Source organism: Erythrobacter sp. LQ02-29 (genome assembly GCF_022576075.2).
Taxonomy (GTDB): Bacteria; Pseudomonadota; Alphaproteobacteria; order Sphingomonadales; family Sphingomonadaceae; genus Alteriqipengyuania.
The window spans coordinates 2,740,192-2,752,749 of record NZ_JANCNT010000001.1 but is presented as its reverse complement, the minus strand read 5'-3'; the positions used below and the strand labels follow the sequence as shown (position 1 = coordinate 2,752,749).

At 68.5% G+C, this 12,558-nt stretch carries 12 protein-coding genes; 7 read left to right on the top strand and 5 right to left on the bottom strand.

All coding sequences use genetic code 11. From position 1 onward, the window contains the following. Positions 1 to 26 precede the first annotated feature (26 nt). The gene (locus MKP08_RS13370) at positions 27 to 776 is read right to left on the bottom strand and encodes a 16S rRNA (uracil(1498)-N(3))-methyltransferase (RefSeq protein WP_241555612.1); all 750 of its coding nucleotides are present in this window, start codon (positions 774 to 776) and stop codon (positions 27 to 29) included. Positions 777 to 816: 40 nt separating this feature from the next. Between MKP08_RS13370 and ubiA the strand changes: the two genes are divergently transcribed. From ubiA to MKP08_RS13345, 5 genes are all read left to right on the top strand, one after another. Continuing rightward, on the top strand, positions 817 to 1,740 hold the full coding sequence (ubiA, locus tag MKP08_RS13365) for a 4-hydroxybenzoate octaprenyltransferase (protein WP_241554250.1): 924 nt from the start codon (positions 817 to 819) through the stop codon (positions 1,738 to 1,740). 51 nt (positions 1,741 to 1,791) lie between these two features. After that, the gene (locus tag MKP08_RS13360; RefSeq protein ID WP_241554249.1) at positions 1,792 to 4,551 is read left to right on the top strand and encodes an ATP-dependent DNA helicase; all 2,760 of its coding nucleotides are present in this window, start codon (positions 1,792 to 1,794) and stop codon (positions 4,549 to 4,551) included. Continuing rightward, positions 4,548 to 5,075, top strand: a complete 528-nt coding sequence (locus MKP08_RS13355; protein ID WP_241554248.1) for a histidine phosphatase family protein — start codon at positions 4,548 to 4,550, stop codon at positions 5,073 to 5,075. The genes MKP08_RS13360 and MKP08_RS13355 overlap by 4 nt, the downstream gene beginning before the upstream one ends. Before the next feature lie 247 nt (positions 5,076 to 5,322). Then, positions 5,323 to 6,948 carry a lysine--tRNA ligase gene (locus MKP08_RS13350; protein ID WP_241554247.1) on the top strand — a complete coding sequence of 542 codons (1,626 nt, stop codon included), beginning with the start codon at positions 5,323 to 5,325 and terminating at the stop codon, positions 6,946 to 6,948. Continuing rightward, positions 6,945 to 7,490 (top strand): DUF1003 domain-containing protein, encoded by a 546-nt coding sequence (locus MKP08_RS13345; protein WP_241554246.1) that lies wholly within the window; start codon positions 6,945 to 6,947, stop codon positions 7,488 to 7,490. Before MKP08_RS13350 ends, MKP08_RS13345 begins: the two co-directional genes overlap by 4 nt. On the opposite strand, the gene MKP08_RS13340 is transcribed toward MKP08_RS13345, so the two are convergent. Further along, entirely contained in the window at positions 7,491 to 8,162 is a 672-nt protein-coding gene (locus MKP08_RS13340) for a 2OG-Fe(II) oxygenase (RefSeq protein ID WP_241554245.1), read from the bottom strand. Positions 8,163 to 8,233: 71 nt separating this feature from the next. Here MKP08_RS13340 and MKP08_RS13335 point away from each other — a divergent pair, with 71 nt between their 5' ends. Continuing rightward, entirely contained in the window at positions 8,234 to 8,785 is a 552-nt protein-coding gene (locus MKP08_RS13335) for a cytochrome b (protein ID WP_241554244.1), read from the top strand. A gap of 63 nt (positions 8,786 to 8,848) precedes the next feature. On the opposite strand, the gene MKP08_RS13330 is transcribed toward MKP08_RS13335, so the two are convergent. Then, complete coding sequence (locus MKP08_RS13330) at positions 8,849 to 9,829, bottom strand: RcnB family protein (protein WP_256970100.1); 981 nt, start codon at positions 9,827 to 9,829, stop codon at positions 8,849 to 8,851. A 260-nt stretch (positions 9,830 to 10,089) separates the two neighbouring features. Here MKP08_RS13330 and MKP08_RS13325 point away from each other — a divergent pair, with 260 nt between their 5' ends. Further along, entirely contained in the window at positions 10,090 to 11,403 is a 1,314-nt protein-coding gene (locus tag MKP08_RS13325) for a chloride channel protein (protein ID WP_241554242.1), read from the top strand. A 196-nt stretch (positions 11,404 to 11,599) separates the two neighbouring features. Here the strand turns inward: MKP08_RS13325 and MKP08_RS13320 are convergent, their stop codons facing one another. Both MKP08_RS13320 and MKP08_RS13315 read right to left on the bottom strand, forming a co-directional pair. Then, positions 11,600 to 11,866 (bottom strand): acylphosphatase, encoded by a 267-nt coding sequence (locus MKP08_RS13320; protein WP_241554241.1) that lies wholly within the window; start codon positions 11,864 to 11,866, stop codon positions 11,600 to 11,602. Continuing rightward, positions 11,863 to 12,330: a hypothetical protein gene (locus MKP08_RS13315; RefSeq protein WP_241554240.1), complete on the bottom strand. Its 468-nt coding sequence runs from the start codon at positions 12,328 to 12,330 to the stop codon at positions 11,863 to 11,865. The genes MKP08_RS13320 and MKP08_RS13315 overlap by 4 nt, the downstream gene beginning before the upstream one ends. Between the last annotated feature and the right edge of the window lie 228 nt (positions 12,331 to 12,558).

Below are 12,558 nucleotides of genomic sequence, written 5' to 3'. Positions count from 1 at the left end.
CGCCGCCGGTGGGTTGCTGAAAAGGATTAATCGCGCCAGTCGCCCGCGACCGCCATCCAGAGCGCCGTCGCGGCGAGCGTGGCGGTTTCGCCCCGCAGGATTCGCGGGCCGAGCGAGATCGGCACTGCCTGCGCCAGTGCCCGGACCGCCTCACGCTCCGCAGCGTCGAAGCCGCCTTCGGGCCCGGTGAGCAGGGCCGCGGGACCGGACGAGGCGGCGAAGGCCCGGGCGGCGGGCTTGCCGCCTTCCTCGTCGGCGAAGAACAGCGTGCGATCGGCGGGCCAGTCGGCCAGCAGCGCGTCGAGCTTCACCGGTTCCTCCAGCGCGGGCAGCGCGGTGCGAGCGCACTGCTCCGCCGCTTCGGTGGTGACCGTGCGGGCGCGATCGAGGTTCAGCTTGTCCGCCACGCAGCGGCGGGTCACGATCGGGTGGATCGCCGCGACGCCCAGCTCGGTCGCCTTTTCCAGCACCAGATCGAACCGGTCCTTCTTGAGCAGCGCCGGGCACAGCCAGAAGTCCGGCACCGCCTCGCGCCCGCGCAGCTTCGATACCGGCTCCAGCGTGACGCTGCGCTTCTCCGCCGCGACCACGCTGGTCGCCCATTCGCCGCTGATGTCGTCGCACAGTATCACGACGTCGCCCGGCTTCACCCGCATCACGCGCGAGAGATAATGCGCGCCCGTCTCGCCGATGGCGACCGGCTCGAACGCGCGGATTTCGTCGGGCACGAACAGGCGCGGCGCGCTCTTCGGGGGCCAAGCGGGAGTGGCGGGCATGGGTAGGCAGGTGGCACGGCGCGCGGTAGGGCGCAAGGCGATGAGCGATACCTCAGTTTCCGACACCGTCGTCCCCGATAGCGAGCATCGTGGGATGGTTGCGCGCCTGCCGCAATTCCCGCGCGATCTCGCGCAGCTGGCTCGGTTCGACCGCCCGATCGGTTGGTGGCTCCTGTTCTGGCCGTGCGCCTGGGGCGTGTGGCTGGCGGGGGCGGGGTGGCAGATCGGTCTGCTCGCATGGATGCTGCTGGGCGCGATCGCGATGCGCGGGGCGGGTTGCGTCTATAACGACATCGTCGACGCCGATCTCGACCGGAAGGTGGCGCGCACTGCCAGCCGCCCGGTCGCAAGCGGGCGCGTGTCGAAAAAGGCCGCGTGGGCGTGGCTGGCGGTGCTCGCCGCGGTCGGGCTGGTGGTGCTGCTGCAACTCAGGTGGCAGGCACAGCTGGTCGCGCTGGGCAGCCTGGTGCTGGTCGCAGCGTATCCCTTCATGAAGCGGATCACGTGGTGGCCGCAGGCGTGGCTCGGCCTCGTTTTCACCTGGGGCTTGCTGGTCGGCTGGGTCGCGTTGCGGGGTGATCGGATGGACGTGCTCGCCGCGCTCTATGCCGGGGCGATCTGCTGGTGCATCGGCTACGACACGATCTATGCGCTGCAGGACCGGGAGGACGACGCGCTGGTCGGCATCCGCTCCAGCGCGCTGCGCATGGGCGAACATGTCCGCGCGGGCGTCGCGCTGTTCTACGCCGGGGCGGTGGCGCTGTGGGCGCTCGCCTTCTGGCTGCTGCGCGAGGACTGGGTGGCGATCGTCGCGCTGGTGCCGGTCGCGCTGCATCTCGCCTGGCAGGTGCTGACCGCCGACGGCGCGGACCCTGGCAACCCGCTCCACCGCTTCCGGTCGAACCGCATGGCGGGGTTCCTGATGGCCGCGGCATGCTTCGTGGTGGGCAATGCCGGGGTCTAGCGCCGCGGCTCCTGTTTACTTTTCGTTCCGCATTCATCATCGCTGAGCGTCATGGCGGCGATCCCCCTTCCGGCCCTCCATGCCAGCCACGCGGGCTGCTGGCTGGCGGAGCCCAATAGCGATACCGGCGGGCGCGAGACGCGCGGCTGCTCCAAGGGGGAGGCGATCAACGCCGCCGCCGACACGCCGATGCTGATGATCAACGCCCCGCTGGTCGCGACCCGGCTGGGCTACCCCGATCTCTCCGGCCTCGACCTGCTGGAGCTGTTCGCCTTCGTCCACCCGGCGCGCTTCTGCGTGCCGACCGCGCGCGGGCTCGCTCATGCGCTCGACCTGGCCGAGCCCGAGGACGATGCGGCGATTCCCGCTTTCCTGCAAGCGGCGGCGGGCGCGCTGATCGCCCATTGCGAAAGCGACGCCTGGGCCGAGCGGGAGGGCGCGTGGAGCACGCTGCAATCGCTCATGCGGCTGCGCTGGCCGTGGGCCCAGGTGCTCAGCCCGCATGTGCGCAAGCCCGAGAAGCCCGAGAAATGGCTCTTCTCGCGCTTGCCCGAATGGGAGGACGCGCCCGAGCGCCCGCAGCCCGCGCAGGTCCTGATCGAGGAGAACGAGGCCGAGGGACATCTCGCGCGCCTGACGGGCGAGGGGGCGGAGCGGCGCGAGGGCCAGCGCGCCTATACCCGCAGCGCCAGCGGCGTCTTCGCCCCACGCGAAAGCCGCGGTCGCCCCCATCTGCTGCTGGCGCAGGCGGGCACCGGGATCGGCAAGACGCTGGGTTATCTCGCCCCCGCCGCGCTGTGGGCGCAAAAGGCGCACGGCACCGTCTGGGTCTCCACCTACACAAAGAACCTGCAACGCCAGCTTCGCCGCGAAAGCGCGCGTGCCTGGCCCGAACGGCGGGCCGACGGCACCCCGCCGGTGGTGGTGAGGAAGGGGCGCGAAAACTACCTCTGCCTCCTCAATCTGGAGGACGCGTTGCAGGGCGGGTTCGCGGGCCGCCCCGCGATCCTGGCGCAACTGGTCGCGCGCTGGGCCGCCTACAGTCGCGACGGCGACATGATCGGCGGCGACCTGCCCGGCTGGCTCGGCACCCTGTTCCGCAAGCGCGGCATCGCGGCCCTGACCGACCAGCGCGGTGAATGCATATATGCCGGGTGCCCGCATTACCGGAAGTGCTTCATCGAACGCGCCGCGCGGGCCAGCGCGCAGGCCGATCTGGTGATCGCCAACCACGCGCTGGTGATGATCAACGCCGCGCGCGGTCGCCATCATGGCCCCGCGCCGACGCGCATCGTGTTCGACGAGGGGCACCATGTCTTCGACGCCGCCGACAGCACCTTTGCCGCCGCGCTGACCGGGCAGGAGGCGATCGAGCTGCGCCGCTGGATCGTCGGCCCCGAACGCAATGCGCGTGGCCGCAGGCGCGGGCTCGCCGCGCGGCTCGCCGATGTCGCCTCCTACGACGAGGCGGGCGGCGAGGCGGTGGAGGATGCGGTCGAGGCGGCGGGGGTGCTGCCGTCCGAAGGCTGGCTCGGACGGCTGGCCGAGGGGATGCCGCAGGGCCCGGTCGAGGAACTGCTGGGCCAGGTCCGCGCGCTCACCTACGCCCGCGACGAAAGCGGCGGGCAGGAGGCGGGCTACGGCATAGAGACCGAGATCGCGCAGCTTCCCGGTCCGCTGATCGAAGCGGCGCAGAGCGCGCAGCAGGCGCTGGCCGCGATCCGCAAGCCGCTGCTCACGCTCGGCGTGCGCCTTTCCGCCATCCTGGAGGACCCGCCCGACTGGCTGGACGGGCAGGGCCGGGCGCGGATCGAGGGCGCGCGCCACTCGCTCGCCTGGCGCGTCGATCTGGTCGCCGCGTGGGAAGCGCTGCTGGGCCGGCTGGGCGGGCCGACCGATCCCGATTTCGTCGACTGGTTCGCGGTGGACCGCAACGATTCGCGCGAATTCGACATCGGCGTCCACCGCCGCTGGCTCGACCCGATGCAGCCTTTCGCCAAGGTGGTGCTGGAACCCGCGCACGGTGTCATGCTGACCAGCGCCACGCTGACCGATCGCGGCGAAGCGGGCGAGGATTGGGAAGGGGCCATCGCGGCCAGCGGCGCGCCGCACATCGCGCTCCAGCCCAAAACCGGCAGCCATGCGAGCCCGTTCGACTATGCCGCGCGGGCAGAGGTGCTGATCGTCACCGATATAAAGCGCGGCGATCTGCCCGCGCTGGCGGGTGCCTATGCCCGGTTGATAGAGGCGGCGGGCGGGGGCACGCTGGGCCTGTTCACCGCGATCCGCCGCCTGCGCGCGGTCTATGGCCGCATCGCCGACCGGCTGGCGCGGGCCGGGCTGCCGCTCTACGCGCAGCATGTCGACCCGATCGACACCGGCACGCTGACCGATATCTTCCGCGACGACCGTTCGGCCAGCCTGCTCGGCACCGACGCGCTGCGCGACGGGGTCGACGTGCCGGGTGAGAGCCTGCGCTGCGTCGTCATGGAATCGGTGCCGTGGCCGCGCCCGACCATCCTCCACCGCGCGCGGCGCGCCGCGAATGGCGGCGGTGCCTATGACGACCGGCTGATCCGCGCGCGCATCGCTCAGGCGTTCGGCCGACTGATCCGCACGCGCGAGGACGCGGGCCATTTCGTCGTCCTTTCCGCCGCTTTCCCCAGCCGGTTGCTGACCGCCTTCCCGCCCGGCACGCCGATTACGCGGGTAACGCTGGACGAGGCGCTGGCGCGGGTTGCAGCCGGGCCACCGGGTGTGCAAGACGCTACGGAAACCGGCACCCTCAACGGACACCTATCCCCGCCATGAAGAAACTCGGCCTGCTGCGCCACGCGAAGTCCGACTGGGACGATTCGGACAAGCGCGATTTCGATCGCGGCCTCAACGACAGGGGGCGGCGCGGCGGGGGGTTGATGGGCCGCTATATCCGCGAAAACGGGCCGGAGTTCGACTTGCTTCTCGCCAGCCCGGCGGAACGGGTGAAGGCGACGCTGGCCGCCGCGCAGCTGGGGCTGGAGCCGGTATTCGACCAGCGGCTCTACCTCGCCAGCGCCGAGACGATCATCGATGTCGTATCGGAACAGGCGGGCGATGCGGACGCGGTGCTGGTCGCCGCCCACAATCCGGGTTTGCAGGACGTGCTGCTGTCGCTCGTGGCGCCGGATCGCGAGAATGCGCATTTCGACGAGGCGGTGGTGAAATATCCGACCGCCTCGTTCGCGTTGCTCGATCTGCCGATCGACGACTGGGGCGCGCTCGGCGGGCAGGACGGCGCGATCGCGGACTTCCGCCGCCCGCGCGATCTGGATCCCGAACTGGGGCCGGTGGACTAGGCTCGGGCTTACGAGATGTTGCAGCGCTTAGTGTAGAGCTGCTGTCCTACGCGGCCCGCCGGGGCTATCCCAGCGCGCATGTTTCCAGCCGCCAGCCTGTCACAATCAAGGTCGAAAATACCTGCGCACCGGGCCTTTTGTCGCGCCAGGACACTGTTCCATGTGTTCCATCCTGTAGGATTTCTACGCGAGCTGAGGCCACCCTTCGCTCTTGCAACATAAGCATCTTCGCGCGAAGGCGAGCGCCATGAGCATGGACGAACTGATCGCCGCCGCGCGCACATCGAAGGCCTGGCCGTTTCAGGAGGCGCAGCGCCTGCTCAAGCGCTATCCCGACGGGGCGAAGCCGGACGGCTCGCCGGTGCTGTTCGAAACCGGCTACGGCCCTAGCGGCCTGCCGCATATCGGCACGTTCCAGGAGGTGCTGCGCACCACGCTGGTCCGCCGCGCGTTCGAGGCGCTGATCGGCGCGAAGCCGGAAGACGGCAGGACGCGGCTGGTCGCCTTCAGCGACGACATGGATGGCTTGCGCAAGGTGCCCGACAACATCCCCAATCGCGATCTGGTCGCGCAGCATCTGGGCAAGCCGCTCAGCCGCATTCCCGACCCCTTCGATGCGGGGTACGAAAGCTTCGCCGCGCACAACAATGCGAAGCTGCGCGCCTTCCTCGACCGGTTCGGCTTCGATTACGAATTCGTCGCGGCCAGCGATCGCTACAATGCCGGCGCGTTCGACGATGCACTGCGGCAGGTGCTGCGCAAGAACCAGGACATCCTCGACATCATGCTGCCCACGCTGCGCGAGGAGCGGCGGCAGACCTATTCTCCGATCCTGCCGGTCTCGCCCAGCAGCGGGCGCGTGCTGCAGGTTCCGGTCGAGGTGGTCGATGCCGAGGCGGGCACTGTGCGCTTCGCGGACGAGGATGGCTCGACGATCGAACAGTCCGCGCTGGGCGGCATGGCCAAGCTGCAATGGAAGGTCGACTGGGCCATGCGCTGGTACGCGCTGGGCGTCGATTACGAGATGTACGGCAAGGACCTGACCGACAGCGGCGTCCAGTCGGGCCGCATCGTGAAGGTGCTGGGCGGCAAGAAGCCGGAGGGGCTGATCTACGAGCTGTTCCTCGACGCCAATGGGGAGAAGATTTCCAAGTCGAAGGGCAACGGCCTAACGATCGAGGAATGGCTGACCTACGGCAGCGAGGAGAGCCTGGGCTTCTACATCTTCCCCAATCCCAAGAGCGCGAAGCAGCTCCATGCCGGGGTGATCCCGCGCGCGGTCGACGATTACTGGCAGTTCCGCGAGCGGCTGGCCGAGCAGGACCTCGACAAGCAGCTGGGCAATCCGGTGTGGCACCTCGCGCGCGCCAATGGCGGGTTCGAAGGGGCGGAGGCACCGGGCGCGGGGGAGAGCCTGGCGGTGCCCTACAGCCTGTTGCTCAACCTCACGAGCGTGCTGGGCGCGGAAGCTACGGCGGAATCGGTCGCCGACTATCTGGCGAGCTATACCGGTCAGCCGGTCACCGATCCCAAGTTGCGCGAACTGATCGGCACCGCGGTCGCCTACAACCGCGATTTCGTGGCCCCGCATCTCGCCAAGCGCGCGCCGACCGAAACCGAGGCCGCGGCCTTGCGCGAGCTCGATGGCGTGCTGGCGGATGCCCCGGCGGACATGTCGGCGGAGGATCTGCAGACGCAGGTGTACGAGATCGGGAAGCGCGAGGAATACGGTTTCGCTTCGCTGCGCGACTGGTTCCGCGCGCTCTACGAGACCCTGCTCGGCAGCGAGCAGGGGCCGCGCATGGGCAGCTTCATCGCGCTCTACGGGATCGCGAACACCCGCCAGCTGATCGCGGAGGCGCTGGCGCGATGATCGCGCGCACGGCGGAGGAGCTGGCGCAGGAGCTGCTCGACCGCAAGCTGACCGAGCTGGGACCGGAAGAACAGGCGGTGCTGGGCCGCGTCGCGGGCGGGACCTATATCGGGCCGGATGCCGACGAGGCGGCGCAGATGCGCATGACCTTCGGCGACCGGCTGGCCGACCGGGTCGCGGCGGTCGGCGGCAGCTGGGGCTTCATTATCTTTTTCGGCATCGTGCTGTTCGGCTGGATGCTGATCAACAGCGAGGTGCTGGTCGATCTCGGCATCAAGCCGTTCGACGCCTATCCGTACATCTTCCTCAATCTGATGCTGTCGATGCTGGCGGCGATCCAGGCACCGGTCATCATGATGAGCCAGAACCGGCAGGCGTCGAAGGATCGGGTCGCCGCGCGGCACGACTACGAGGTGAACCTGCGCACGCAGCTGGAAATCCTGCGCCTGTCGCGCCGGGTCGACCGGATGGGCCATGCGCTGCTCGATCGGCTGGAGGCGATCGAGCGGACGGTCGGCGGGGCGGAGAACCCTACGCGCTGATCACCCCCATTTGCGGGTGCGATACCACTTCGTGATGACGTATTTCGCGCCGTCGATCACCGGCGTGCCGGCATGGAGAGTGTGGAGGTTCGGCACCCCGTCCGGCCCCGCATTGTTCCACATCAGCAGCACGCCTTCCTTCGGCGTGATGGCGAGCTCGAGCTTGGGAAATTCGGTTTCGCCGCCCGCTGGCACATCGTTCAGGAACAGCATCGCGGTCCAGCTGCGCTGCCCGCCGCGGCGCCGCTCGTCTTCCCAGTAGGACTGGCCGGGGAAGAAGAAATCGTGGTGCGGCTTGAACTGCTGGCCGGGCAGGTAGCGCTGGCCCTGGATGGTCTCGCCCAGCGCCGATTTGAGGCCCAGCGTATCGTCCATCCGCCGCGAGATCGCCGCGACGAACGGGTCGCGCGAATCGAAATTGCCGGAATAGGAGGTGCGGAACCCTTCCTGCTCTGTGCCCGCGTACAGCGTGCTTGGCACGGCCACGACGTCGATCATGTGCATCAGGCGCTGGCATTCGTTCGGCGTCGCGAATTCGCCCAGCGCGAATATCTCCGCATCGTCGGTCGGGATCTTGTGCACCCGCCGATCCGCCTTCAGCCGCTTGCGTACCTCGCGACCCACGCGGGCGAGTGCGTCCTTGTCCGGAACCATGGTCTTCGTGTCAGACATGGGCGGACGGTAGCAGCGGTGTCCACACGCTGCTAGACCCCAGCGGACGACAACAGGAGAGGATCACGCACATGGAAGTATCGAGCGCGAAGAAGCGTTATTCGACAGGGGCGATGATCTTCCACTGGCTGATCGCCGCGCTGGTGATTCTCAACTGGTATCTGGCCGAACGCGCGCACGATGTCGGCGGGGCAGCGGCGGGCGAGCTGTTCGGATATCACAAGGCGATCGGCATCTCGATCCTGGTGCTTACGCTCGCACGCCTGGCGTTGCGGTTGACCACCCCGCTGCCGCGCCTGCCGCAGAATTACGCCAGCTGGGAGCGGATCCTCGCCCGAACCACCCATGTGGTCTTCTACATCCTCCTGATCGCGCTGCCGCTGGGCGCGTGGATCGCGAATTCGCTCGGCGGCAAGGCGATCGACATGTTCGGTCTGTTCACCATTCCCGCGCTTCCCGTGGGAGCGAACAAGGAACTGGGCGGCCAGATCTTCGAGCTTCACGCCACCGGCGGCAGTTTCCTGATGATCCTGGTGATCCTGCATGTGCTGGGCGCGCTGAAGCACACCTTCTTCGACCGGGACGGCGGGATTTTCCGCATGCTGCCCTTCGGCCGGGTCTGAGCGGAGACGAAGAACCCCGCCGGCGCGAACCGGCGGGGTCTCGGGTGCCTTGTCGGCTGCGTCCTACCAGAAGAACGAGTAGATCACGTCCACCACCTGGCCGGTGTAGGTGTTCACCAGCAGGGCGTCGTCGTAATACCGCACCCAGCGATAGGGGCCGTAAGCGGGCGGCAGGCGGTAATAGGACGGATCGTTGATCCAGTAGCGGCTGCCGAAGAACAGGCTGCCGAGCCGGAACCCGATGTTCAACCGGCGATAGGAGTAGCCGCGATAGGGCGCGTAATAGCGGCCCAGCCGATACTGGTTGCGATGGGCGTTGCGATAATACTGCCAATTGTACCGCCGGTCGGAGCGCCAGCCCCGGTTCCAGCTGCGATGGTCGCGATCGTAACGTCCGTCGCGCCGGTCGTTGCGCCAGTCATGGCGATTGTCGCGCCGGTCGTTACGCCAGTCCCGCCGATCATCGCGCCGGTCGTAGCGGCCATCCCGCCGATCGTCGCGGCGTTCCGCCCGATCGTCCCGGCGGTCGTTACGCCGATCGTACCGGTTGTCGCGCCGATCCTCACGGTTGCCGTATCGCGCGGTACGCTGCTCGCGGAACCGCTGCTCGGCGGGCGTGACCTGGCGCTGGCGCGCCGCTTCTTCTCGGTCGCGCCGGGCGTCGTAAGCGTCACGGCGAGCCTGGACCTGCCGGACCGGGTTGTAATCTACGGAGCCGTTGCGGCGGGGGGCGACCCCCACGGGGCGCCCGCGGTCGCCCGCACTGCTGCGCCGCACCTCGACGCGGTCGACGGTCGTACGCGAAGGGGAACGGAAGGTCGGGCGCTCGGGCGCCTGCGAAACCCGCGGGGTCGCCCGCGCGCCCCGATCGGCGCGCACCTGCGGTCGGTTCGGCGCAGCCCGGCGCTCCACTCTCTGTTCCAGGCGTTCGCTCGGGCGATCGGGCCGGTCCGCGGCATGGGCCGTCGAGGCCAGCCCGGTCAGGGACACGGCAAGGGCGAGGGCCGATGCGCCCACGGTATTGGTCAGGAATTTCAGGCTCATCATACGTATCCCTTCGCTCTGCCAGCCCACCCTGCGCCGTCTTCGATGGTCATCAAACTATGGAAATCCAAGTGACCCGAAACTGAACCGTGCGCGAGGGTATAGTTCAGGTTTGGATGCTGTAAGATGAACGATTGCGCAACTTGGTCGCGGTTTGCTTGACGTTTCCGAACCGACCGTACCGTCCCTTCGATCGCGGGCGATATGGAACGGTTCTCACGGGTGGACGACCGCCCTGCCGGGGCATAAGGGGGGCGCGCATGAAACTCCCCCGGCCCTTCGATACCGAATTCAACGCGAAGGTGCCGAGCGAGCTGATCCGGCCCGAAGACTGGAGCCGTAGGGCCGCTACGCTGGTCAGCGCGGTGCTGATCGCACTGGTCGCGATGGGCTTCGCATGGGCAGGCGACTGGGCCAATCGCCTGTTCACCGAAGCCACCAACCATTCGCGCTGGGTCCATCTGGTGCTGACCCCGGCGATGTTCGTGGGGATCGCGGCGCTCACCTTCCGCTACGCCCCGCAGGCGCGGGGATCGGGCATCCCGCAGGTGATCGCCGCCAGTCGCAAGCCGCTGCGCCGCACCTCCCGCCGGCTGGTGTCCCTGCGCACCGCCCTGGCCAAGGTGGTGCTCACTTTGGGCGCGCTGCTGGCTGGCGGCTCGGTCGGGCGCGAAGGCCCTACGGTGCAACTGGGGGCGGCGATCATGGTGCAGGTGCATCGCTTCTTCCGCGTTCCCTCCACCTCCGGCGTCTATATCGCGGGCGGCGCGGCGGGCGTCGCGGCCGCGTTCAACACGCCGCTGGCGGGAATCGCCTTCGCGATCGAGGAACTGGCGGTGGCTTACGAGCAACGCGTGGCGATCCTGGTGATGGGTGCGGTCATGATATCGGGCCTGACGAGCCAGGGGCTGGCGGGCAATTACGTCTATTTCGGGCAGATCACCTGCGGGCTGCCGCTCACATCGGTGCTGATAGCGGCACCGGTGGCCGGGGTGATCGGCGGGATGCTGGGCGGGGCGTTCTCGCGTTCGCTGCTCGCCCTGCGCGGGCCGGGCGGGCGCTTCACGGCGCGGTTCGGCAAGAAGCCGCTGACCACCGCACTGGTCTGCGGCGTGATCGTGGGCGTGCTGGGTTTCGTTACCGACGGCGTCACGTCGGGCACAGGGTACGAGCCGACACGCATGCTGCTGGAAGGCGGCGCGGGCGAATACTGGTTCGGTCCGGCCAAGTTCATCGCCGCACTCGCGACCAGCGCCAGCGGCATTCCGGGCGGCATCTTCGCCCCGTCGCTGGCGGTGGGGGCGGGCTTCGGAGAGCTGCTGACGCCGCTGTTCCCGGCGGACAAGGCGGGGATCATCGTGCTGATCGGTATGGGCGGATACTTCACCGGCGTCGTGCGCGCGCCGCTGACCGCGGTCATCATTCTCAGCGAGGCGACGGGGACCAGCTCCGCCATTCTGCCGCTGTTCGCCACCGCCCTGATCGGCGACTGGGCGGGCGGCATGGTCTGCCGCGAACGCCTGTACCACGCGCTGGCGAAGGGATTCGCGCCGGTTTCCGCCCCCGCGCGATAAGCGCTCGCCATCCGGCCAAACCCTACAGGATGGAACACATGGCACAGTGTCCTGGGGCGGGAAAACAGCCCTCGGATGCGCGCCTTCCGATAGGGTTCGGGACGCGACCGAAAATTCCGCTAGGCTGAAGGGTGACGGGGCCATCCGGTGAGACTAGCCCGTGGCGGCGTAGTAGGAAAACGTGCGGAGATCGGGCTCAGCGTCGTTCGAACGTCGCCAGCCCCTCCTCGTCTGCCGCGCTTTCTTCGATCCGGTCGACCTTCGCGCGGGGCGGGCCGGCATGCATCGCCTCGATCATCCGACGGATCGCGTCGGGCCCGCCCTCCAGATGCGCCTCGACCGTCCCGTCTGAGTGGTTGCGGACCCAACCCACGAGGTCCAGCCCGCGCGCCGTCTCCACCGTCCAGTCGCGGTAGAACACCCCTTGCACCTTGCCGTGCAGGACCACGCGGCGCGCGGTCATAGAGTGTCGCCCGGGGTGACGCCGCGAATGACATGCTCCAGCGTCATGTAGACCACCAGCACGGTGGCGGCGAGCAGCGCCACGGTCAGCACCGTGGCTGCAAACAGCCCTTCGTACAGAAGGCCGTACCAGTCGGTGGGGAGGGCATCGAACTCGCCCACGGGGAAGACGAAGGCGAGCAGCATGATCAAGCTGCTCATCAGCGTGATCGTGGACATGCGCGCGATCAGGATGACGCGGGTGTAGGCCTCGGTATCGAACTCGGTCTCCGCCCGCCGGATCATCCCGACCAGCGTCAGCATCAGCGCCAGCGTGGTGGCAGAAGCCGTCGCGACCGCCGAGCCGAGATAGAGCCCGGCACGCGACAGCGCCTCCAACAGCTGCGCCGCGTCGGCTCCGCCATAGACGGTGCCGATAGCCTGGCGCGCCCCGAAGCCAAGGCCGCAGATGAACAGAAAGGCCACGATCGGCCAGATGCGATACTTTGAGAAGAAATGCCCCATGCCCGAGAGAGGCGGCGGAGAGGGGGATGGTTCCGAGGCTAACTTCCGTTGGGTCGAGCTAGAGGGACAACCTCTCCCCTTCGTCATCCGGGCCAGCGAACGGGGATGAGGCTCGCTTCCGGCATCGGCAGGACGAAGCTGGACCCCGGATCAAGTCCGGGGTGACGGGAGGGAAACAAGCTGACCCCG

Bases quoted from the DNA above. Each gene is read 5' to 3' on its own strand.
- MKP08_RS13320 (WP_241554241.1), bottom strand. From the start codon at position 11,866: ATGACCGCGCGCCGCGTGGTCCTGCACGGCAAGGTGCAAGGGGTGTTC.
- MKP08_RS13340 (WP_241554245.1), bottom strand. From the start codon at position 8,162: ATGTCTGACACGAAGACCATGGTTCCGGACAAGGACGCACTCGCCCGC.
- MKP08_RS13345 (WP_241554246.1), top strand. From the start codon at position 6,945: ATGATCGCGCGCACGGCGGAGGAGCTGGCGCAGGAGCTGCTCGACCGC.
- MKP08_RS13355 (WP_241554248.1), top strand. From the start codon at position 4,548: ATGAAGAAACTCGGCCTGCTGCGCCACGCGAAGTCCGACTGGGACGAT.
- MKP08_RS13330 (WP_256970100.1), bottom strand. From the start codon at position 9,829: ATGAGCCTGAAATTCCTGACCAATACCGTGGGCGCATCGGCCCTCGCC.
- MKP08_RS13360 (WP_241554249.1), top strand. From the start codon at position 1,792: ATGGCGGCGATCCCCCTTCCGGCCCTCCATGCCAGCCACGCGGGCTGC.
- MKP08_RS13325 (WP_241554242.1), top strand. From the start codon at position 10,090: ATGAAACTCCCCCGGCCCTTCGATACCGAATTCAACGCGAAGGTGCCG.
- MKP08_RS13335 (WP_241554244.1), top strand. From the start codon at position 8,234: ATGGAAGTATCGAGCGCGAAGAAGCGTTATTCGACAGGGGCGATGATC.
- MKP08_RS13370 (WP_241555612.1), bottom strand. From the start codon at position 776: ATGCCCGCCACTCCCGCTTGGCCCCCGAAGAGCGCGCCGCGCCTGTTC.
- MKP08_RS13350 (WP_241554247.1), top strand. From the start codon at position 5,323: ATGAGCATGGACGAACTGATCGCCGCCGCGCGCACATCGAAGGCCTGG.
- ubiA (WP_241554250.1), top strand. From the start codon at position 817: ATGAGCGATACCTCAGTTTCCGACACCGTCGTCCCCGATAGCGAGCAT.